Consider the following 20,647-nt stretch of genomic DNA (forward strand, 5'->3'; position numbering starts at 1 on the left):
CGTCACCTCAGAGCTTGATCTCGATGTCGACGCCCGCCGGCAGGTCGAGGCGCATGAGCGAGTCAACCGTCTTCGGCGTGGGGTCGAGGATGTCGATGAGGCGCTTGTGCGTGCGCATCTCGAAGTGCTCGCGCGAGTCCTTGTACTTGTGCGGCGACTTGATGACGCAGTACACGTTCTTCTCAGTGGGCAGCGGCACCGGGCCCGCGACCGACGCACCAGTGCGGGTCACCGTCTCGACGATCTTCTTCGCCGAGGAGTCGATGACCTCGTGGTCGTAGGCCTTGAGCCGGATGCGGATCTTCTGTCCCGCCATGGCTACTAGTAGTCCTTTGTCTCGTAACGCTCCGGAGCCCGGTACGTTCCCGTTTCGCTCCGACCCACGCGGTCGGGCGTGTCGCGCTCCCTCTACGCAGAAATCCCAGAGGGATTTCCCAACCAAGGGGGCGCGGTCACCATGACCGCAGGCCGGGGGCGAAACACCCACCGGGCGCCTGGTCGGCACCCCGCTGACGCTTCCCAGAAGATTCCCGTACGTCCGCTCCTGAGAAGGAGCGACGAGTACTGTGGGACTCGCTTCCGGTCCTCCCGACGGGAGGCGCGCAGCATCGGCACTCAACCGAGCAACCCCGACAGTCTGCCATACGGGGCCATCCGGCCGCCAATCGGGAGGGAAGACTGTACCCCACGTCACGTCAGGGCATGCGCCGGGGCGCACGCGCCCGTCACGCGAGCCCCCCACTTCCCCCTCATCCCAACCGCCGCGCCCGCTCGGTCAGATGGCGCCGCTCCGGCGCGCTGGTGGTGTGCCGGGCCGCCTCGCGGTAGGCCTCGGCCGCCGCCGCGCGGTCGCCGAGGAGCTCCAGGAGGTGTGCGCGGGTCGCGAGGAGCCGGTGGTTCCGGGCGAGCAGCCGGTCCGCCCCGAGCCCGTCGAGCAGCGCGAGCCCCGCCTCCGGGCCGTGGACCATCGAGACCGCCACCGCGCGGTTGAGCGTGATCATCGGGTTCGGCCCGGTGCGCTCCAGGAGTTCGTACAGGGCGAGGATCTGCGGCCAGTCCGTGTCCCGCGCCGAAGGGGCCTCGTCGTGCACGGCCGCGATCGCCGCCTGGAGCTGGTACGGGCCCACCCGTCCCCGCGGCAGGGTGCGGCTGATCAGCGCCACCCCCTCGGCGATCAGGGCGCCGTCCCAGCTCCCCCGGTCCTGCTCCGCGAGCGGTACGAGTTCCCCGCCCGGGCCCGTGCGGGCCGGCCGCCGGGCGTCGGTGAGCAGCATCAGGGCCAGCAGGCCCGCCGTCTCCGGGTCGTCCGGGACCAGCCGGTGCAGCATCCGGGCCAGCCGGATCGCCTCCGTGGACAGCTCGGGCGCGGTCAGGGCGTCCCCGGCGCTGGCCGTGTAGCCCTCGTTGAAGACCAGGTAGAGCACGTGCCGCACCTCGGCGAGCCGGGCAGTGCGGTCCGCGCCCTCCGGCGGCGCGAGGGTCAGGCCGGCGCCCCTGATCGTCTGCTTGGCCCGGCTGATCCGCTGCGCCATGGTCGCCTCGGGCACCAGGAAGGCGGCGGCGATCTGCGCCGTGGTGAGGCCGCCGACGGCGCGCAGGGTCAGGGCGATCCTGCTGGGCGGCGACAGGTCCGGGTGGCAGCAGAGGAAGAGCAGCGCCAGGGAGTCGTCCGCGTCGGTGTCCCGCTCGTCGTCGGGGGCGTGCGCGAGGAGTTCGGCGTCCGGGGTGGCGAGGGCCACGGCGTCCTCGCGGCGGCGGCGCGCGGCCTCGCTGCGCACCAGGTCGACGTACCTGCGGCCGGCGACGGTCAGCAGCCAGCCGCGGGCGTTGTCCGGGACCCCTTCCCCGGGCCACTGCCGGGCGGCGGCGATCAGGGCCTCCTGGACGGCGTCCTCGCAGAGGTCGAAGTCCCCGTACCGCCGCACGAGCGCGCCGAGGACCTGCGGAGCGCAGGTGCGCAGCAGGTCCTCGATCGGGTGCGGGCCGCTCACACGTCCGCCGCGGACTCGTGCAGGACCGGCCACAGCTCGACCGGCTCGACGTCCGCGAAGGGCATGTCCGCGGCGATCTCCTGGGCCCGCTCCAGGCTCTCGCAGTCGAGCAGGTAGAAGCTGGCGAGGTACTCCTTCGTCTCCAGGTAGGGGCCGTCGGTGACCGCGGGGGCCCCGTCCACGCGCCGGACGAGCTGGGCGGCGGCCGCGTCGGCGAGGCCGTACGCGCCGATCAGCTCGCCGCTCTCGCGGTACCTCCGGTTGAAGGCCTCCTGGCGGGCGATCGCCTCGGGCCAGGCCTCGGCGGGGAAGGAGTCCCACTTGGCCTGGTTGCCGTAGATCATCGCGACGTACTTCATCTCGGGTGTCCCCTCCGTGCCGCGCGCCCCACCGGCGCGCCGTCACCCTCCGGTCGGAACCAGGATCGCCCGCTCGACACGCGTCCGCACGATGCCGGAGATCCCTTCCTCCGGAGTTCCTCCCCGTCGACTCCGCCGGCGCACAACCCCCGCGCTCGAACATCCGTCTTCCAGGAGACCGATTGAGCGAAGGGCCCTGCCGTGCACACTCCTCCCCGTCGGCGGACGGTCCTCGCCGCCGCCCTCGCGGTCACCTCGGCCGCCGCCGGGTGTTCCGTCCCGGAGCCGCGCCGGGCCGCGCCGACCGCCGACCCGGCGCCCGGCAAGCCGATCGCCTCGGCACGGTCCCGGCGGGCGCTGCTCATGCAGTTCTCCGCGCATCCGGACGACGACCTGTACTTCATGAACCCGGACACGCAGCGGCTGCTCGACGCGGGGGTCCCCCTCGTCTCCGTGTACGTGACGGCCGGCGAGCACACCGGCCGGAACCGGATCGCGGGGATGCCCGAGACGCCCCCGGACCGGGCCGCCTACTCCTCCGCCCGCCACCAGGGCCTGCGCCAGTCGTACGCGGTGGCCCTCGGCCTGCCCGCGTTCACGCCCTGGCGGCGCGAGGTCCTCACGCTGTCCGGCGGCCGGCGGGCCGAGTCCGACGTGCTCACGCACGGCGGCCGCAGGATCGAGCTGGTCTTCCTCAACCTGCCGATGCACACCGGTCGCCGGTACATGGCCGTGCCCGCCCTCTGGCGGGACCGGGCCCTGGAGCTGCGCACCCATCTGTCGGCGGACTCCCCCGTCACCCGCTCCGACCCCTACGACTACGACCGGCTGGTCGAGGTCCTCACCGGGCTGCTCCGCCGCCACCGGCCCACGGTGGTGCACACCCTGGACCCGGACCCCGACATCCAGCACAGCAACGAGGCCACCCGCGGGCGGGACTCCGAGCAGCCGGGCTACTCGGACCACGGGGACCACACGGCGGTGGCCTCCTTCACCTGGGCCGCGCTGTGCCGCTGGGTCTCCGACGCGGTCCGCGCCGGCGAGCCGATACCGGCCTTCACCACCAGCGCCTTCCGCGGCTACTACAACCGGCACTGGCCCAAGAACCTCCCGCCGGAGGTCCTGGCGGAGAAGGCGGCCCGCCTCGTCCCGTACGGCGGGGACCCGTCCTGGCGGTGCGGGAACCCCTCGGGCTGCGGCGACTACGGCGTCGGCGGCGACCGGCCGCTGACCAACCGCAAGGGCTGGGTCCGCTCCACGCACCACCGCTGGCCGGGCCCGGCCCCGGCGCTCGCGGCCGGGCCGGACGGCCGGCTCGCGGCCTACGGGGTGCTCGGGCTGCGCGCGGTCCGCTGGCGGGAGACCGCTCCGGGCGTCTGGAGCGCGCCGGTGGACCTGGGCGGCGGCCCGCTCGCACCGGTCCTCGGCTCGGCGGTGCTCGGCGACGGCCGGGTCCTGCTCGTCGGGGTGCGCTTCGCCGCCCTCGACGGACACGGCGGGGCCAACCGGCGCGAGGTGGTGCTCCTGGAGCAGCGCTCCCCCGGCGGCGGCTTCCTGGCCTGGCGGGGCCTGGGCAGCCCGGAGCGCGGGGACGACCGGGGCCGCAGGATCGGTTCCCCGGTCGCGGTGACGGCCCCCGACGGCCGGGTCCACCTCTTCGTACGGAACGCGGATCAGGGCGTCTCGACGCGGGTGCGGGCGGCGGACGGGTCCTGGTCGCCGTGGCGGCCGCTCCCCGGTGGCGGAGAGGTCCAGGACGGTCTGGCGGTGTCGCTCGACGCGTCCGGCCGGGTGCACGTGTACGCGGCGGGGCGGGAGTCCGTACGGCACTGGGTGGACGGGCTGCCCGGTCCGGCCCGGCTGCCGCTCTCCGGGTCCACGGTGGCGAGCGCGGGCGGCGAGCTCTACCACCGGGCGCCGGCGTCGGCCCGGCTGGACGGCCCGGACGGCGACGCCGGTCTGGACGGCTACGGGGCCGTGGTCGCCGCCCGGTCCCCCGAGCTCGGGACCGTCCTGCTCGGCACGGACGGGAGGGGCCGGCCTGCGCTCCGGGCCGGCGGCCGGCTCCGCACGCGCGGCGGGACGGCGGTCGCGACGGCGCTCCGGCTGGACGCGCGGGGGGCGACGGTGGTGGGCCTGGGGGCGGACGGTCACCCGTGGAGCTGGCGGCCGTAGGGCGTGTGGTGCCGATCGGGCCGCGAGCCCGGCCTGATCGGCACCACACCCAGGGCGTCCGGGAACGCGAGAAGGCCCCGCACCTTCCGGTGCGGGGCCTTCCCTCACTACTAGCAGCTCGTAGGAGCTACCAGGTCAGTTCAAGATCAGGCAGTGATCTTGACGACCTGGCCGGCGCCGACGGTCCGGCCACCCTCACGGATGGCGAACTTGAGGCCCTCCTCCATGGCGATGGGCTGGATCAGCTCAACGCTCATGGCGGTGTTGTCGCCCGGCATGACCATCTCGGTGCCCTCGGGGAGGGTCACGACGCCGGTCACGTCCGTGGTACGGAAGTAGAACTGCGGGCGGTAGTTGTTGAAGAACGGGGTGTGACGGCCACCCTCGTCCTTCGACAGGATGTAGGCCTGGGCCTCGAAGTTCGTGTGCGGCGTGACCGAACCCGGCTTGATGATGACCTGGCCGCGCTCTACGTCCTCACGCTTGATGCCACGGAGGAGCAGACCGACGTTCTCACCGGCCTGGCCCTCGTCGAGCAGCTTGCGGAACATCTCGATGCCGGTGACCGTGGTGGTGGTCTTCTCCTGCTTGATGCCGATGATGTCAACGGTCTCGTTGACCTTCAGGACACCACGCTCGATACGACCGGTGACGACGGTGCCACGACCGGTGATCGTGAAGACGTCCTCGATCGGCATCAGGAACGGCTTGTCGACGTCACGCTCGGGCTGCGGGATCGACTCGTCGACGGCGTGCATGAGGCCGAGAAGCTTCTCGCCCCACTCCTTGTCGCCCTCGAGCGCCTTGAGCGCCGAGACACGGACGACCGGCAGGTCGTCGCCCGGGAACTCGTACTCGGAGAGGAGCTCACGGACCTCGAGCTCGACGAGCTCCAGGATCTCCTCGTCGTCCACCATGTCGGCCTTGTTCAGGGCGACGACGATGTACGGAACGCCGACCTGGCGAGCAAGGAGGACGTGCTCCTTGGTCTGCGGCATCGGGCCGTCGGTGGCGGCGACCACGAGGATGGCGCCGTCCATCTGCGCGGCACCCGTGATCATGTTCTTGATGTAGTCAGCGTGACCGGGGCAGTCGACGTGCGCGTAGTGACGCGACTCCGTCTGGTACTCGACGTGCGCGATCGAGATGGTGATACCGCGCTGGCGCTCCTCGGGAGCCTTGTCGATCTGGTCGAAGGCCGAGGCCTCGTTCAGGTCCGGGTACGCGTCGTGCAGCACCTTGGTAATGGCGGCCGTGAGGGTCGTCTTACCGTGGTCGATGTGACCGATGGTACCGATGTTGACGTGCGGCTTAGTCCGCTCGAACTTTGCCTTCGCCACTGAATCCTCCTGCGGAGTGGTTCTGTACGCCTTGCTTCATCGGCGCCAGGTGATCTTTGCTGGGATGCCAGTAAACCGGGGCCCGATCCCTCGGGTTTCGGGGGGCTGAGCCCCGGCGACTGGTGTCAAGCCTAAAGCGTGAACTCGGGAGAGTTACTCGCCCTTGGCCTTCGCGATGATCTCCTCGGCGACGTTCCGCGGAACCTCGGCGTAGGAGTCGAACTGCATCGAGTAGCTTGCGCGACCCGAGGTCTTGCTGCGGAGGTCTCCGACGTAGCCGAACATCTCCGAAAGCGGCACGAGGCCCTTCACGACGCGGGCGCCGCTGCGCTCCTCCATGGCCTGAATCTGGCCACGGCGGGAGTTGATGTCACCGATGACCTCACCCATGTAGTCCTCGGGCGTGACGACCTCGACGGCCATCATCGGCTCAAGAATGACGGGAGAAGCCTTGCGCGCGGCCTCCTTGAAGGCCTGCGAACCGGCGATCTTGAACGCGAGCTCGGAGGAGTCGACCTCGTGGTAGGCACCGTCGAGAAGGATGACGCGGACGCCAGTCATCTCGTAGCCGGCCAGGATGCCGAACTGCATGGCCTCCTGCGCACCCGCGTCGACCGAAGGGATGTACTCCTTCGGGATGCGGCCACCGGTGACCTTGTTCACGAACTCGTAGGAGGCGTCGCCACCCTCGATGGGCTCGATCGCGATCTGCACCTTGGCGAACTGACCGGTACCACCGGTCTGCTTCTTGTGGGTGAAGTCCACGCGCTCGACGGCCTTGCGGATCGTCTCGCGGTACGCGACCTGCGGCTTGCCGACGTTCGCCTCGACCTTGAACTCGCGACGCATGCGGTCGACGAGGATGTCGAGGTGAAGCTCGCCCATACCACCGATGATGGTCTGGCCGGTCTCCTCGTCCGAGTGAACCTGGAAGGAGGGGTCCTCCTCCGCGAGACGCTGGATGGCGACACCCAGCTTCTCCTGGTCACCCTTGGACTTGGGCTCGATGGCGACCTGGATGACCGGGGCCGGGAAGTCCATGGACTCCAGGATGACCGGGTTCTTGTCGTCGCACAGCGTCTCACCGGTGGTGGTCTGCTTGAGGCCCATGACGGCGACGATGTCGCCGGCGCCCACCGAGTCGATCTCCTCACGCTTGTTCGCGTGCATGCGGTAGATCTTGCCGATGCGCTCCTTCTTGCCCTTGACGGAGTTCAGCACCGCGGTGCCGGCCTCCAGGCGACCGGAGTAGATCCGGACGAAGGTGAGCTTGCCGAGGTGCGGGTCGCTCGCGATCTTGAACGCGAGGGCCGACAGCGGCTCGTCGTCGGACGGCTTGCGCTTCACGACGAGCTCGGCGTCCTTGACGTCGTGGCCCTCGATGGCCTCGACGTCCAGGGGCGAGGGGAGGTAACGGACGACAGCGTCGAGCAGGGGCTGGACGCCCTTGTTCTTGAACGCGGTGCCGCAGAAGACGGGGGTGACCGTCTTCTCGCCGTTGCCCTTGCCGGAGGCGATGGTGATACGACGGACAGCCGCGTACAGCTGCTCCTCGGTGGGCTCGACGCCCTCGAGGAAGAGCTCCATGAGCTCCTCGTCGTTCTCCGCGACGGTCTCGACGAGCTTGGCGCGGTACTCCTCGGCCTGCTCGAGCTTGTCCGCCGGGATGTCGACGACGTCGTACATCTCACCCTTGCTGGCCTCGGCGGACCAGACAAGCGCCTTCATGCGGACCAGGTCGACGACGCCCTGGAAGTCCATCTCGGCGCCGATCGGGAGCTGCATGACGATCGGGACGGCGCCGAGGCGGTCCACGATCATGTCGACGCAGCGGAGGAACTCGGCACCCGTGCGGTCGAGCTTGTTGACGAAGCAGATGCGCGGGACGCCGTAGCGGTCCGCCTGACGCCAGACAGTCTCGGACTGGGGCTCGACACCGGCCACACCGTCGAACACGGTGACAGCACCGTCGAGCACGCGCAGCGAACGCTCCACCTCGACGGTGAAGTCGACGTGGCCCGGCGTGTCGATGATGTTGATCGTGTGATCGACATTCTCGAGCGGCCAGTGGCAGGTCGTCGCGGCAGACGTGATCGTGATGCCGCGCTCCTGCTCCTGCTCCATCCAGTCCATCGTGGCAGCGCCGTCGTGGACTTCACCGATCTTGTACGAGACACCGGTGTAGAACAGGATCCGCTCGGTGGTGGTCGTCTTGCCCGCGTCGATGTGGGCCATGATGCCGATGTTGCGCACCTTGGCCAGGTCAAGCGAAGTGGTAGCCATATCGGCTCAGTCTTCTCTCGGTCTCGATGTGGGTTGCGACTACCAGCGGTAGTGCGCGAAGGCCTTGTTGGACTCGGCCATCTTGTGCGTGTCCTCACGCTTCTTGACGGCAGCACCGAGGCCGTTGGAGGCGTCGAGGAGCTCGTTCATGAGGCGCTCGGTCATGGTCTTCTCGCGACGGGCGCGGGAGTAACCGACGAGCCAGCGGAGGGCCAGCGTGGACGCGCGGCCCGGCTTGACCTCGATCGGCACCTGGTAGGTGGCGCCACCGACACGGCGGGACTTGACCTCGAGGGCCGGCTTGACGTTCTCGAGAGCGCGCTTCAGCGTGATGACCGGGTCCTGGCCGGTCTTCTCACGAAGACCCTCCATGGCGCCGTACACGATGCGCTCGGCGGTGGAACGCTTGCCGTCCAGCAGGATCTTGTTGATCAGCGAGGTGACAAGAGGAGAGCTGTAGACCGGGTCGATGATGACCGGGCGCTTCGGGGCGGGGCCCTTACGAGGCATTCTTACTTCTCCTTCTTGGCGCCGTAGCGGCTGCGAGCCTGCTTACGGTTCTTGACGCCCTGCGTGTCGAGGGAACCGCGGATGATCTTGTAACGAACACCCGGCAGGTCCTTCACACGGCCACCGCGCACGAGCACGATGGAGTGCTCCTGCAGGTTGTGACCCTCACCCGGGATGTAGGCCGTGACCTCGATGCCGGAGGTCAGACGCACACGCGCGACCTTACGGAGGGCCGAGTTCGGCTTCTTCGGGGTGGTCGTGAACACACGCGTGCAGACGCCGCGACGCTGAGGGGAACCCTCGAGTGCGGGCGTCTTGTTCTTCTCGACCTTGTCCTGCCGGCCCTTCCGGACCAGCTGCTGGATCGTAGGCACTACTTCTCCGGTTTCTGTGTGCCGTCGGTGAAACTAACCTGGAACATTCGCCGACCCACGCGGTCGGGTGTGTCGAATCTCGCGGACCTCTCCACCGGGGCGGAAAGGTGCGGATCACGGTGGCCGGTATATGACTCGCCGTGCGGCTGATGACACGCACGGGAGCCCAGGCACACCCCAGGCACAAGGCATGAGCGTACCTATCGCACGGACTCCGGTCAAAACAAATGCCCACGCGCACGCGGTCCCGGCCGGAGCGGGCCGGGACCAGGGCGGATCGTCACGGCACGGGGACCGGTCCGGAGCCCGGAGACCCTCGGGGAGGCCGGTGCCCGCGGGACCGCGGCCCGCGCGGCCGACTCCGGTCCCCCGTCGGCGGGTTCGGGCCGCGAGACCCTCCCCCGGCCGGTCAGTCCCGGGCGCTGCGGCGGGGCTCGGGCGCCTCGGCGGCGCCGGCCGCGTCGGTGTCCGGCTCCAGGAACTGGTTCACGACCTTGACGAAGACGCCCATGCGTTCGTCGGGCACGCCCAGCCAGCGCGCGAAGTCCTCCATCGAGGGCTGCCAGTCGCTCGGCGGCAGCAGGTCCGCCGCCATCGGGAGCTCCTCGGGGGTCACGCGGCCGGACCGGATGAGCATGTCGCGGACGGAGACGCCGAGCAGCGGGGCGATCCGGCGCATGGTCTCCAGGTCGGGCATGCTCTGCCGCTGCAACAGGCGCGTGACGGCGGCGCGGTGGACTCCGGCCTCGTCCGCGATCCGGGACTTGCCGCCGCCGCGCGGGCTGTCGATGTCGTAGCCGCGCTGTCTCATCAGGCCTTCGACCCAGCCTGCGAACGCGTCGAGCCCTTGAGTGCTCATGTTCTTCCGCTCCTCGCTCCCCACCCTCCGGATTCCCACCTTAGCGTGCTTGCGCGCACGGAATTACGTGCTTTCGGGCACGCAATCGTGTCGAATCGGTGAAGGCTCCGACCCACCCCTCGGGATTTTCGTTGCGCGCTCGCACGCAACGTGTAACTCTGACTCGCCGCCGTACTCGTCGGCCCCCTGAGCCCCAGGCGCCCCACCGGCCCCATGGACGGCCCCGGTGGGCCCCGGACCGTGGAGAACCCCTTGTTCCGTCCCGACCCGTCCCCCTGGCAGGCCTCCGCCGCGTGCGCCGGCCTCTCCCCGTCCGTCGTCTTCGCCCGCCGCGCCAAGGAGGCGGCCCCCGCCCTGCGGGCCTGCGCCGCCTGCCCCGTGCGGAGCGAGTGCGAGACGGCCGTGGCCCCGTCGGAGAGCTACTTCGACGGAGTCTGCGCGGGCCGGCTCTGGCGCAACGGCCGTCCCGCGGACGCCCGTCGCGTCGAGAAGGCCCTCGCCACGACGGGCAGCGGCCGCCGTGGCTGACCGCACCGACCTCGTCCTGCGGGACATCGCGCTCTGGACCGCCTCCCTCGTACGCCAGTTCCCGGAGCTCTCCGAGGAGCTCGCGCCCGGACGGCGCGGGCCCGCCGGCTCCGCCCCCGGCCCCTCCCCCGCCGGACGCGACGCGCTGATCCGCGAGGAGCGCCGGGAGGCGCTGCTGCTCCAGCAGCGGCACGGCCTCGTCGTCCCCGGCCACGGGGCGGCCCCGATCCGGCTGCACGTCTCCGACGCCATCCGCGACATCACCGACGGCGTCGTGGAGCTGGAGGAGGCCGTCCGCGCCCGGCTCGCGCTGCCCCGGCCGCCCCGCGCCGGGGTGATCGACCGGCTCCGCCGGCTGGTGGAGCTGCTCGACCCGATCGCCGTCCACCCCGACCTGGCCCGGCACGTGCGCGACGAGATCCGGCGGATGGCCCGGCGCTGCGCCCGGACGCTCGGCGACGCGGAGACGATCGTCCGGGTCTCGGGCCGCTGCCCCTGGTGCGACTCGGTGTCGCTGCGGGCGTTCCCGGACCGGCGCGCGGTGCTGTGCGTGAACCCGGCCTGCGTGTGCGCCGACGCGGTGTGCGGCTGCCAGGACGACCCGGCGTACCGGCACCTGTGGCCGGAGGAGCGTTGGGAGGAGCTGTCCCGGGCGTCGGGGACGCGTACCGACGAGATCGAGGCGGCGATGGACGACCCGAAGGAGACCTCGTGCTGAGCTCACCCGACCTGCCCACGCTGGTCCCCGGCCCGCTGGCCGCCGAGGAGGCGGGGGTGGCGCCCGCGACGATCCGCAAGTGGGTCCAGCTGGGCCATCTGCGGGCGGCCGGGCGGGCGGGCCGGGCGCAGCTGTTCCGCCTGGAGGACGTCTTCGCGGCGGAGCGGCTGGCCCGCCGCCGTCCCCGCACCGCCTGACCTTCCGCCACAGAAGCGCCCCGCGTCCGGTTCCCCCCGGACGCGGGGCGCTTCGTCATGCCGCCAGGAAGCGGCGGATCGATTCGGTGAGGGCGACGGCGAAGCGCTCGCGCACCGGCTCGGGGACGCGGTCGAGGGAGAGGTAGGGGTTGAGGTCCTCCAGCTCGACGAGGAGGAGTGCGCCGTCGGGGGCGCGGCAGGCGTCGACGCGCTGGACGCCGTGGTCGAGGGTGTTCCAGTCGATGAGGCGGCGCGCGAAGGCGAGGTCGTCGGCGGTGGGTTCGTACGGCTCCAGGACCCAGCGGCGCTCGGGGTCGGGGGCGTACAGGGCGTACTGGAAGAGGTCGTCGACGAAGTAGAAGGAGACCTCGTAGCGGAAGTCGACGCGCGGCTGGACGAGGAGCTCGCCGTGGACGAGGGCGCCGAGCTCCTCGTACGGGACGAAGCGCAGCCCTATGGAGTCGGCGCCGGCCTTGGGCTTGACCGCGTAGAGCTCGGCCTCGGGGAGGCGGTGGAGGTCCTCGGCGCGGTCGACGGTGGGGATGACGGGGAGGCCGGCGGCGGTGAGGTCGAGGAGGTACTGCTTGCCGGCCATGTCGCCCCGGCCGTGCAGCGGGTTGTAGACGCGGGTGCCGCGGGCGAGGGCCCGGGCGCGGAAGTCCTCGTACTCCCGCTGGTAGCCGAGGACCGGGCCGCTGTTGCGGACGACGACGGCGTCGAAGCCGTCCATGAGGGCGGCGGCGTCGAGCGGGTGGCAGAGCGCCAGGTCGAAGGAGTCGCGGAGCCGGGCGGTGAGACCGATGTCCTCGTCGCCGTAGCGGCGCCCCCGGGCCGGATAGGCGAGGTCCGTGACGTAGAGCAGACGGGGTCGGGGGGACACGGGGCGGCTCCTGGGTCGGTGCGGGACCGCCAACCTACCGACCGGCGGGGGAGCCCCCGGAGGCGGCCGCCCGCCTCGGCCCGGTGGGGACGGCCGCGGTGGCCGTGGCCCGGCCGGGATCCGGGCTCCGTCGGGGTGGCCCGGACAGGAGGCGCCGCCCGCCGTGCACCCGCCGGGCAGACCGTCGTCGCCGGGGCCCGGGCCGGATCCGGTCTCGGCCGTCGCGCCCCGGGCCGGAGGCGGCCTCCGTGGGCGGGGCCCGGACCGGCGAACCGGATCCACCGACAGAACTAGTTGCGTGCGCGCACGCTCCCTGTCACAGTTGGTGCAGCGGCGGAGCTGCGCCCGCTGAGCGGGACGCGGCTCCGCCGTCCGCCGTCCGGGAGCGCTCCGCGCCCCCGCCCCTCCCCGCGTCGAGCGCCCCGGACCGGCCCGTCCCGCCCCCGTCTCCCGAGGAGAACCGTCATGACCACTCCCCCGAGTGCGTTCCCGGACGTCGAGAAGCTGGTCGTCGACGTCCTCAAGGCCGACCCGGCCCTGGCCGGCGTCACCGTCGCCGCCCAGGCGCCGGCGGGCTTCGACGGCACGCAGAACGCCGTCCTGGTGAACCGCCGCGGCGGCGCCTGGATCGGCGACCTGCACGTCGACAAGCCGCTGATCGAGTTCGAGGTGTACGGACCGACCAAGACCGCGGCCCACGTCCTGGCCAACGCCGCCCGGCGCGCCCTGCTCGCCACCCTCGGCAAGCAGCTCGGCGCCCACTTCGTGAGCGACGCCGAGGAACAGGACGGGCCGCGCTGGATGCCCGACTACCTCTACCGGGGCGCCAACCGCTACCTCTGCGTCGTCCAGCTCTCGCTGAACGTCTTCTAGACACCCAGCGACCCACAGACCAGGCCTCGCCGTCCGGCGGGGCCTTTGCCGTGCCCGGACCTCCCCGTCCGGGCCCGGCCGCCCTCATCACCCAAGGAGAAGACCCACCATGGCAGGAAACAACTCCGCCGAGATCCGCGTCGCAGGCATCGGCAAGCTCTTCGTCGCCGACGCCGGCACCTCCCTCCCGGCCACCTTCGGCGCGGACTCCGCCGCCGACTGGACCGGCGCGGGCTGGAAGGACCTCGGCTTCACCTCCAGCGACGGCGTCACGTTCTCGAAGAAGGACAAGCTGGAGGCCATCGACTCGTGGCAGTCGGTCTCCCCGGTCCACTACATCTACTCCAGCCGTGACCTGTCGCTGAAGTTCTCGCTGCTCCAGTTCAACGAGGACACGCTGCCGTTCTTCATGGGCGGCGACGCGGTGAAGGCCGAGCCGACCCCGGCGGTCGACACCTACCGCTACGAGATCGCCGAGCGTCCGTTCGCGGACGTCCGCGCCCTCGGCCTGGAGTTCACCGACGTCAAGGCCGGTGGCACGACCGCGGTGAAGTACCGCTTCATCATCCCGCGCGGCCAGGTCACCGCCACCGACGACATCAAGCTGGCCCGCAAGGCGGCCTCCCAGCTGGGTGTCACCTTCACCGCGATGTCGAAGGGCGACGGCAAGCCGCTGGCGACCTTCCTCATGAAGGACAGCCAGTACTCCGCGACCGTCTGATCCCTCTCCACCCGGGGCGGGACGGCGCACCGCCGTCCCGTCCCACCCCTCTCCTCCTCACTCACCCGAACAAGGAGTACGCATCACCATGGCCCGTTTCGACGTCAACGCCGCCCGCGCCCAGCGCCTGGAGGCCCACGGCCGCACCTGGTCGTTCGAGCTGGACGGCGAGTCCTACACGCTTCCCACCGAGCTGTCCCGCACGACCGCGAAGGCGCTGCGCAGGCTCGACGACAACGACGTGGACGGCCTGCTCGCGCTCCTGATGGGTGAGGAGCAGTTCGCCCGCTTCGAGGAGCACGACCTCACGATGCAGGACATCGCCGCGATCCTGGAGGCCTACGGCAAGGAGACCGGGCTCGGCCTGGGGGAAGACTGAGCCTCGCCGAGTTCGTCGACGAACACGCCGAGGCGCTCGAAGCGGACCTGATCCGCTACTACGCCACCGATCTCCTCGACTGGTATCGGGGCGATCTCTCCAGTCGGCGCCTGATGGTCCTGGTGAAGCACCTGCCGGCGGACGCCGCGGTGCAGCGCCGGATCCACGGGGAGTCGGCGGAGTGGTCGCTCTCCGACCACCTCCTCGCCGCCGCGGTGGACCATCTGGCCGTCTCCAACTGGATGTTCCAGTGCGTGAACACCGGTGAGGACGACGAGACCCCCGACCCGCCGAAGCCCGTTCCCCGTCCGGGCGTCACGGACGAGGACGGCGAGGACGGTGAGACCGGTCAGGACGGCCAGGACACAGAGGGGCGGGGCGGCGCGTCGTCGCCGGGGGGTGCCGGTCCGGCCGTCTCCCCCTCGGCCCTCGCCCGCTTCTTCGGCTGAGGCCGCCGTCCCGTCGGCCGAGGCACCCGCTGCCCCCGGAGCCCGCTCCCTTCAGGAAGCGGGCTCCGGGGGCGCTTCCTGTGCTCGCTCGGCGGCCAGCTCCTCCTCCAGGTCCCGGGCCCGCTCGGAGAGCCGGCGGCCGCGCCGCTCGGGGGCGCCCCCGGTCTGGCCGGGTACGCCGCTGAGCGGGGGCACGATCGGACGTCCGCCCTTGCCGCGGACGACCTTCCGCACCGGCTGCGGGTTCCTGCGGGTGCGGCTCTCCCGCGAGCCCCGGGCGTCTGCCCGGGAATCCCGCCCGGCCGCGGGTCCGGGTCCGGACGTGTGCTCCGGCTCGGGTTCGTACCCGTGCGGGGACGCGGGCGCGGGGCCGGACTCCGGCTCGTACGCCTCGTACTCCTCGTACGCCTCGTGCTCCTCGTGCTCCGGCTCGGGGCGCGGTTCGAACAGCTCGCGCTCCCGCCGGACGCGCTCCTCGGCCCTGACGACCGCGTCCGGCGGTTCCATGAGCCGGGCGAAGGGCAGCGGGATGACCCGGGCCCCGTCCTGGGGGGCGGTGTCCGTGCGCCGCTGCGGGCGCCGTACGCCCCGGGCGTCGCCCTGGCCCTGGGCATAGGCGTCGGCCACGCGCTTCTCGTACTCCCTGCGGATGCGCGGGAGTTCGTCGGCGACGGCCTCGGCCCAGCCGCCGGTGAACGCGGCGGCCTCGCGGCGGTCCACCTCGGCCCGGGGCAGCACGACGAGGTCCTCCGGGGCGTACCCGGAGACGTGGACGAGTTCGGCGAGGCGGGCGAAGAGATGGGGCAGGTCGGGATGGGATTCGAGCCAGTCGACGACGTGCTCGCGCCGGTTACCGCCCGGCTCCGTGTCCATGCGTCTGCACTGCCTTCCGACCCCCTGGGGTCCCCACGCGCCCCTCGCGCCCCCGGCTCCCCGGAGGAGTCAAGTCCAGGGATAGCCATTTCCAGAGTACCCCGGTCGAACAGAAGCTCTGTTCTCGCACCAACCCCCCTGGGGAACAGGCAGGAAGACACGCCGTCAGACGTTTCACGCTCGACAAACCCGAACGGTTGTTCCAAACTCTGTTCGCACAGTAGTTCGATAACGTGGTGCCCCCGCCTCACTCCGCGGCGCCGCCACACACGCACGGGCAAGCAACCGGAAGGCAGGCGTCCATGACTCAGCAGGCCGAGGCATCGCGACCGCACATCCCGCTCCAGGACCGCCTCCGCCAGCTCCTCGACGGACCCGCCGCGCTCGACAAGAGAGCGTTGCTCGGCACGCTGTGCGCCGAGGTCGGCCGCTACGAGACCCTCGCGTACGCGGCGGGCTGGAACGACGCGCTCGCGACGGTACGCCACGGCTCCCGCCGGGACGACGCCTAGCCCTCCGAACCGCCCCACGCACGAGCCCCTGCCGAAGCTCCACACCGGCAGGGGCTTTTCGGCGCTTGGCCCTCCCGGGCCGGAAGCGGAGCAGAACATGGCAGAAGTGACGAACGAAGAACTTTCGATCCAAGTGGCGGGCCTCAGGCACTACCTGAGGAAGGTGGACGGGGGCTGGCTGCCCACCACCGACTGGATGAAGCAGCAGCTGGCGCCCATCAACAAGCTGGTCGAGGACCTCAAGGCCCAGCAGGAGAAGGCCGCCGAGGAGGCCGCCAAGGCCCCCTGGGAAGAGTGGATGGAGAAGGTGGGCCTCGGCACCCTGGCCGAGGTCATCAAGACGGGGCTGGAGGGCGGCATCCTCGGTGCCCTCGGCGCGATCGGCACCGCCCTCGCGGCCGTCGTCATCCCCGTCCTCACCGCCGCCCTGGGCGCGTGGCTGATCCTGAAGCTCCAGACGTGGCACGCCGGCAGGAACGGCGGCGTCACCTTCGGCCCGAACCAGGAAGGCACCTGGACGCGTCAGCGGCTCACGGACATCCAGGCCCAGCAGAACGGCGGCGGTAGTCCCCTCGGCCAGATCCCGGCCGACGCGAACTTCGACAACCTGCGCACCCAGCTCCAGCAGCTGAACCCGGAACTGCTGAAGTTCAACAACCGCGCGCCCGCCTTCCTCCAGTCCTTCCGCAAGCTGCCGACCGAGGCCAAGGCCGAGAAGGCCGCGAAGGGCGTCGAGCGCATCGCCACGGCCATCGCCGGCGTCGACCACACGCGGATGCAGCCGGTCGCCGAGGGCGTCAACAAGATCAACAACGCCATGCGGAACGCCGACCCCAAGAAGGTCGAGAAGGTCGCCAGGGCCACGGACAAGCTCAAGACGGCCATGCTCGGCTTCAACCCGGCCAAGATCCCCAAGGCGGCGGACATCCGGGGCACGGACACGGCGATGACCAACCTCGCCGCGGCGACCGGGACCCTGCGCACCAAGTTCAACGAGCTCCGGCTGACGGTCCAGTCCCTCGACCAGCAGCTCGGCGCGACCGGCGGCTGAGTCCACCCCACCACGAAAGGAGGTAACCCATGTCTCTCGTCAGATCGCTCAAGAACGCGTCCGACTCCCTGCGCACCCTCAAGACCCAGGCCTCCGGCGCCGGCACCTCGGTCAAGAAGGTCGGCGACGCCGGAAAGTCCGCGTCCGGTCAGCTCCAGACGCTCAGGACCAACGCCCAGGGCTCCAACACCCAGCTCAAGAACCTCAAGACGGCCTCGGACCAGGCCGAGAGGTCCATGGCGAAGGCCGGCACGACCGCCCAGTCCGCCGGCAAGAAGCTGGGCACGTACGAATCGGGCGCCGGCAAGGCCGCCAAGGGCCAGGACAAGCTCAACAAGTCCATGAAGGGCAATCTCCTCGCCCGCCTGATCGAGCTCTTCATGCCGCTCATCGAGAAGATCGTCGAGATGGCGATGCAGTCGAAGACGATGCAGAAGATCCTCAAGAAGGCCTTCGACGCCATCAAGACCGTGATCAGCTCGGTGATGAAGGCCGTCGGCCCGATCATGCAGAAGGCCGGTCAGCTGATCAAGACGGTCTGGAACGGCATCAAGTCGGCGATCTCCACCGTCGTCAAGGCCGTCGCCACCGTCATCAAGACCTACGTCAACATCTGGAAGACGGTCATCACCACGGTGATGAAGGCGATCAAGACCGTGATCAGCACCGTCTGGAACGGCATCAAGTCCGTCATCACCCCGGTGGTGAACTGGATCAAGAGCGCGATCCCGAACGCCTTCAGCGCCGTCAAGGACAAGATGTCCTCGATCTGGAACGGCCTCAAGGGCATCGCGACCCGGGCGTTCGAGGGGATCAAGAGCGGTGTGTCCGGCCCGGTCAACGCCGTCATCGGCCTGATCAACCGGATGATCCGGGCCGTCAACGGCGTCAAGGTCAGCGTCCCCGGCTGGGTCCCCGTCGTGGGCGGCAAGACCTTCGGCGTCAACGTCCCGACCATCCCCATGCTCGCCACCGGCGGCGTCGTCATGCCCCGCAGCGGCGGTGTCCCGGCGATCCTCGCCGAGGCCGGCGAGGCCGAGGCCGTCCTGCCGCTGTCCAAGCTGGACCGGCTGCTCGCCCTGACCGCCCGCCGGGCCCGGATGTCGGCGCAGTTGCAGCCCGGCGGCGGCGGTGCGGGCCTGCACATCGAGAACTACCACGCGGCCCGTGACAGCGACCCGCAGTCCACGGCGGACGCACTGATGTACCTGGCGAAGGCACGCGGATGAGTGCCGTCGCCGTCCGCATGCCGGCGTTCGGCCGCATGACGCCGACGATGACCTCCCTGCGGCAGGGCGCCGAGACGGCCAACGGCTCGCTCGGGCGGCTCAAGCAGGACGTCCAGGCGGCGGCCGGCGGCATCACCGGGTTCGCCACCGCGCTGCGGACCGCCGGCACCTCCGTACGCACCCTCGGGAGCACCGCTTCCGGCGCGGCGGCCTCGGTCGGACGGATCCAGCGGTCGAAGGCCGCCACCGGCCTCCGGCAGCTCGGCGCCGCGGCCGGGAGGATCCGGACCGCGGCGGGCCGGCTGGGCCCGGCGGTGGGCGCGATCCTGACCATCCTGGCGCCGCTGCTGCCCTTCGCCGGGACCCTCGCCAAGCTGATGGACACCTACGGCACGGTCATGGAGATCGCCTCCGTCGCGATGACCGGCGTCAACCTCGCCATGCGCGGCAACCCGCTCGGGTTCCTCGCCGGCATCCTCGTACCGGTCATCGCCTGGCTCGTCGAGTACGCGGTGAACAGCGAGACCGGCCAGAAGATCATCCGGCAGGTCATGCAGCAGGCGCTGAAGGGCTTCCAGTCCGCCTGGACGTTCCTGCAGCCCGTCCTCAAGGCGATCGGCCAGGCCGTCGGGACCTACGTCAAGGCCTACCTCACCGTCTTCACCACGGCCCTGAAGCTCATCGGCTCCGGCATCAGCGGCATCTCCCGCGTCCGCACCACCGTCACCTCCGCCACCGAGGCCCTGCGCGGCATCGCCTCGCGCACGATCGGCGGCGTCAAGGACGCGGTCCGCCCGTTCCTGTCCTTCTTCACCGACCGGATCCCGGGCTTCTTCCGCACCGCCAACGAGGCGGTCGGCAGGGCCCTGCACGGCATGGGCGAGCTGGTCAAGGGCGCCCTGACCGCCGTGCTGGGAGTCGTCAAGGGACCGATCAACGGTCTGATCGCCTTCGCCAACTGGATCATCGACGGGCTCGACAAGCTGAGCTTCAGCATCCTCGGCAAGAAGTTCGGCGTCGACCTCGACAAGATCCCGATGCTCGCCGAGGGCGGCGTCGTCTTCCCCGGCGCCGACAGCGCGCCGCGCATCGACCCGCTCACCGTGCTCGAACAGCGGCGCGTCCCGGCGCTCACCGAGGCGCCCCGCCGGCCCCACCGCATCGCGGAGTTCCGCGAGGACCCGGGCGCCGGACCGAGGTCGACCGCCGAGGACCTGCTCTTCCTCCTCGCCGCCCACGGCTGAGCCCCGCCCACGGCTGAGCCCCGCGCCCCGCCCACGGCTGAGGCCCGCGCCCCGCCCACGGCTGAGCCCCGCGCACCGCTGAGCCCCGCGCACCGCCCACCCCGAGGCCCGCCACCGACAGACCGTCAGAAGACCCACAGCCCCTCAGAAGTGAGGTGACGGCCCCATGGCCGAGACCACCGCCCCCTACGCCGGAAACAGCCTCACCGCCGACCTCGCGCCCGGCTCGCTGATCACCCAGGACGGGCAGATCCAGTGGGCCGGGCTCCTCATCGGCCCCGGCACGCCCTTCAACGTCGACCGGTCCGGCCTCCAGGGCTGGGAGGACCTGCCCGAGTACGACTCCTCCGACGCCGACCGGCCCACCTCGCACGGCGCCTGGCCCGGCTCCCGGTACGCCAAGCCGCGCAAGATCAGCGGGACGATCGTGCTGATGCCGGAGTACGACGCCGCCGCCGAGGCCATCCGGGCCCTGCGCCAGTCGCTCGCCCTCCTCGACGAGGAGCGCTGGCTCACCGTCCGGCTGCACGGCGAGCTCCTCGCCGTGCGGGCCCGGATCGCCCAGCGCGTGGTCCCCGCGGACCAGGGCTTCGCCACCCAGGGCAGCTCCCGGATGTCGATCCAGTGGCTGGCCTCCGACCCGCGCCGCTACACCGTCAACGAGCAGAGCGCCTCCACCACGCCCCCGCAGCCGGAGACCGGCCTCACCTGGCCGCTGGTCTGGCCGCTCAACTGGGGCCAGGCCAAGTCCACCGGCGACGCCGTCGCCGAGAACACCGGCTCCGCCGCCACCCACCCGGTGATCGTCTTCCGCGGCCCCTGCTCCATGCCGACCGTCACCGAGCGGGGCAGCAAGCGCCGGCTCCGGTACGCCATCGACCTGGCCGCCGGCGACGAGCTCGTCGTCGACACCGCCAACGGCACGGTGACGCTCAACAACACCGCCTCCCGCCGCCACACCGCGATGGCCGACTCCAGCCCGGAGGAGCTGTTCCTCCTCGAACCGGGCCGCACGGAGCTGTCGTTCCGCCCCGACTCCGCGACCCCGGAGGCGCTGATGACGATCCGCTGGCGCAGCGCCGAGTGGTGATCCGGCCCCCTT

The 20,647-nt window shown here is 71.1% G+C and carries 23 protein-coding genes; 13 read left to right on the forward strand and 10 right to left on the reverse strand.

The genetic code is table 11. The features are described from left to right. Nucleotides 1-7: 7 nt before the first annotated feature. The 3 genes from rpsJ to ACFYXU_RS04585 all read right to left on the reverse strand — a co-directional run bounded on the left by rpsJ (nt 8) and on the right by ACFYXU_RS04585 (nt 2,350). Nucleotides 8-316: a 30S ribosomal protein S10 gene (rpsJ, locus tag ACFYXU_RS04575; protein ID WP_003948644.1), complete on the reverse strand. Its 309-nt coding sequence runs from the start codon at nt 314-316 to the stop codon at nt 8-10. A gap of 433 nt (nt 317-749) precedes the next feature. Further along, nucleotides 750-1,991, reverse strand: a complete 1,242-nt coding sequence (locus ACFYXU_RS04580) for an RNA polymerase sigma factor (RefSeq protein WP_376507650.1) — start codon at nt 1,989-1,991, stop codon at nt 750-752. Next, on the reverse strand, nt 1,988-2,350 hold the full coding sequence (locus tag ACFYXU_RS04585) for a YciI family protein (RefSeq protein ID WP_376507649.1): 363 nt from the start codon (nt 2,348-2,350) through the stop codon (nt 1,988-1,990). Before ACFYXU_RS04585 ends, ACFYXU_RS04580 begins: the two co-directional genes overlap by 4 nt. A gap of 201 nt (nt 2,351-2,551) precedes the next feature. Between ACFYXU_RS04585 and ACFYXU_RS04590 the strand changes: the two genes are divergently transcribed. After that, on the forward strand, nt 2,552-4,525 hold the full coding sequence (locus ACFYXU_RS04590) for a PIG-L family deacetylase (RefSeq protein WP_389407469.1): 1,974 nt from the start codon (nt 2,552-2,554) through the stop codon (nt 4,523-4,525). Nucleotides 4,526-4,671: 146 nt separating this feature from the next. On the opposite strand, the gene tuf is transcribed toward ACFYXU_RS04590, so the two are convergent. From tuf to ACFYXU_RS04615, 5 genes are all read right to left on the reverse strand, one after another. Then, nucleotides 4,672-5,865 (reverse strand): elongation factor Tu, encoded by a 1,194-nt coding sequence (tuf, locus tag ACFYXU_RS04595; RefSeq protein ID WP_329854418.1) that lies wholly within the window; start codon nt 5,863-5,865, stop codon nt 4,672-4,674. A gap of 153 nt (nt 5,866-6,018) precedes the next feature. Then, entirely contained in the window at nt 6,019-8,148 is a 2,130-nt protein-coding gene (gene fusA, locus ACFYXU_RS04600; RefSeq protein WP_329854419.1) for an elongation factor G, read from the reverse strand. Nucleotides 8,149-8,187: 39 nt separating this feature from the next. Then, nucleotides 8,188-8,658: a 30S ribosomal protein S7 gene (gene rpsG / locus ACFYXU_RS04605; RefSeq protein WP_015035567.1), complete on the reverse strand. Its 471-nt coding sequence runs from the start codon at nt 8,656-8,658 to the stop codon at nt 8,188-8,190. 2 nt (nt 8,659-8,660) lie between these two features. After that, nucleotides 8,661-9,032, reverse strand: coding sequence for a 30S ribosomal protein S12 (rpsL, locus tag ACFYXU_RS04610; RefSeq protein WP_003948652.1), 372 nt, complete (start codon nt 9,030-9,032; stop codon nt 8,661-8,663). Nucleotides 9,033-9,441: 409 nt separating this feature from the next. Beyond that, a complete protein-coding gene (locus tag ACFYXU_RS04615) occupies nt 9,442-9,891 on the reverse strand; it encodes a helix-turn-helix transcriptional regulator (protein WP_361393266.1) in 450 nt (149 codons plus the stop codon). Between the two features lie 252 nt (nt 9,892-10,143). Here ACFYXU_RS04615 and ACFYXU_RS04620 point away from each other — a divergent pair, with 252 nt between their 5' ends. The 3 genes from ACFYXU_RS04620 to ACFYXU_RS04630 are packed head-to-tail and all read left to right on the forward strand — an operon-like array spanning nt 10,144 to nt 11,334. Next, complete coding sequence (locus ACFYXU_RS04620; RefSeq protein ID WP_361393264.1) at nt 10,144-10,419, forward strand: WhiB family transcriptional regulator; 276 nt, start codon at nt 10,144-10,146, stop codon at nt 10,417-10,419. Beyond that, complete coding sequence (locus ACFYXU_RS04625) at nt 10,412-11,137, forward strand: hypothetical protein (protein WP_376507647.1); 726 nt, start codon at nt 10,412-10,414, stop codon at nt 11,135-11,137. The genes ACFYXU_RS04620 and ACFYXU_RS04625 overlap by 8 nt, the downstream gene beginning before the upstream one ends. After that, nucleotides 11,131-11,334 carry a hypothetical protein gene (locus ACFYXU_RS04630; RefSeq protein ID WP_329854424.1) on the forward strand — a complete coding sequence of 68 codons (204 nt, stop codon included), beginning with the start codon at nt 11,131-11,133 and terminating at the stop codon, nt 11,332-11,334. Before ACFYXU_RS04625 ends, ACFYXU_RS04630 begins: the two co-directional genes overlap by 7 nt. Nucleotides 11,335-11,389: 55 nt before the next feature. Here ACFYXU_RS04630 and ACFYXU_RS04635 read toward each other — a convergent pair whose 3' ends face one another. Then, complete coding sequence (locus ACFYXU_RS04635) at nt 11,390-12,214, reverse strand: hypothetical protein (RefSeq protein ID WP_376507484.1); 825 nt, start codon at nt 12,212-12,214, stop codon at nt 11,390-11,392. Between the two features lie 465 nt (nt 12,215-12,679). On the opposite strand from ACFYXU_RS04635, the gene ACFYXU_RS04640 reads away from it, so the two are divergent. From ACFYXU_RS04640 to ACFYXU_RS04655, 4 genes are all read left to right on the forward strand, one after another. Then, a complete protein-coding gene (locus tag ACFYXU_RS04640) occupies nt 12,680-13,087 on the forward strand; it encodes a hypothetical protein (protein WP_329854427.1) in 408 nt (135 codons plus the stop codon). A 109-nt stretch (nt 13,088-13,196) separates the two neighbouring features. Then, nucleotides 13,197-13,808 (forward strand): phage tail protein, encoded by a 612-nt coding sequence (locus ACFYXU_RS04645; RefSeq protein WP_329854429.1) that lies wholly within the window; start codon nt 13,197-13,199, stop codon nt 13,806-13,808. 88 nt (nt 13,809-13,896) lie between these two features. Beyond that, complete coding sequence (locus tag ACFYXU_RS04650) at nt 13,897-14,187, forward strand: hypothetical protein (protein WP_329854431.1); 291 nt, start codon at nt 13,897-13,899, stop codon at nt 14,185-14,187. A gap of 113 nt (nt 14,188-14,300) precedes the next feature. Then, on the forward strand, nt 14,301-14,636 hold the full coding sequence (locus tag ACFYXU_RS04655; protein WP_389456478.1) for a hypothetical protein: 336 nt from the start codon (nt 14,301-14,303) through the stop codon (nt 14,634-14,636). Nucleotides 14,637-14,687: 51 nt separating this feature from the next. On the opposite strand, the gene ACFYXU_RS04660 is transcribed toward ACFYXU_RS04655, so the two are convergent. Further along, a complete protein-coding gene (locus ACFYXU_RS04660) occupies nt 14,688-15,509 on the reverse strand; it encodes a hypothetical protein (RefSeq protein WP_389456480.1) in 822 nt (273 codons plus the stop codon). A gap of 302 nt (nt 15,510-15,811) precedes the next feature. Between ACFYXU_RS04660 and ACFYXU_RS04665 the strand changes: the two genes are divergently transcribed. The 5 genes from ACFYXU_RS04665 (at nt 15,812) to ACFYXU_RS04685 (ending at nt 20,635) form a co-directional block, all read left to right on the forward strand. Continuing rightward, on the forward strand, nt 15,812-16,021 hold the full coding sequence (locus ACFYXU_RS04665; protein WP_361393254.1) for a hypothetical protein: 210 nt from the start codon (nt 15,812-15,814) through the stop codon (nt 16,019-16,021). A 97-nt stretch (nt 16,022-16,118) separates the two neighbouring features. After that, nucleotides 16,119-17,072, forward strand: coding sequence for a hypothetical protein (locus tag ACFYXU_RS04670; RefSeq protein ID WP_389456482.1), 954 nt, complete (start codon nt 16,119-16,121; stop codon nt 17,070-17,072). Between the two features lie 29 nt (nt 17,073-17,101). Beyond that, on the forward strand, nt 17,102-18,301 hold the full coding sequence (locus ACFYXU_RS04675) for a phage tail protein (RefSeq protein WP_389407472.1): 1,200 nt from the start codon (nt 17,102-17,104) through the stop codon (nt 18,299-18,301). Further along, nucleotides 18,298-19,545 carry a tape-measure protein gene (locus ACFYXU_RS04680; protein ID WP_329854439.1) on the forward strand — a complete coding sequence of 416 codons (1,248 nt, stop codon included), beginning with the start codon at nt 18,298-18,300 and terminating at the stop codon, nt 19,543-19,545. Before ACFYXU_RS04675 ends, ACFYXU_RS04680 begins: the two co-directional genes overlap by 4 nt. 166 nt (nt 19,546-19,711) lie before the next feature. Then, the gene (locus tag ACFYXU_RS04685; protein ID WP_361393248.1) at nt 19,712-20,635 is read left to right on the forward strand and encodes a phage distal tail protein; all 924 of its coding nucleotides are present in this window, start codon (nt 19,712-19,714) and stop codon (nt 20,633-20,635) included. Nucleotides 20,636-20,647: the final 12 nt, after the last annotated feature.

The sequence above is a fragment of the Streptomyces sp. NPDC002232 genome (assembly GCF_042890295.1).
Lineage (GTDB): Bacteria > Actinomycetota > Actinomycetes > Streptomycetales > Streptomycetaceae > Streptomyces.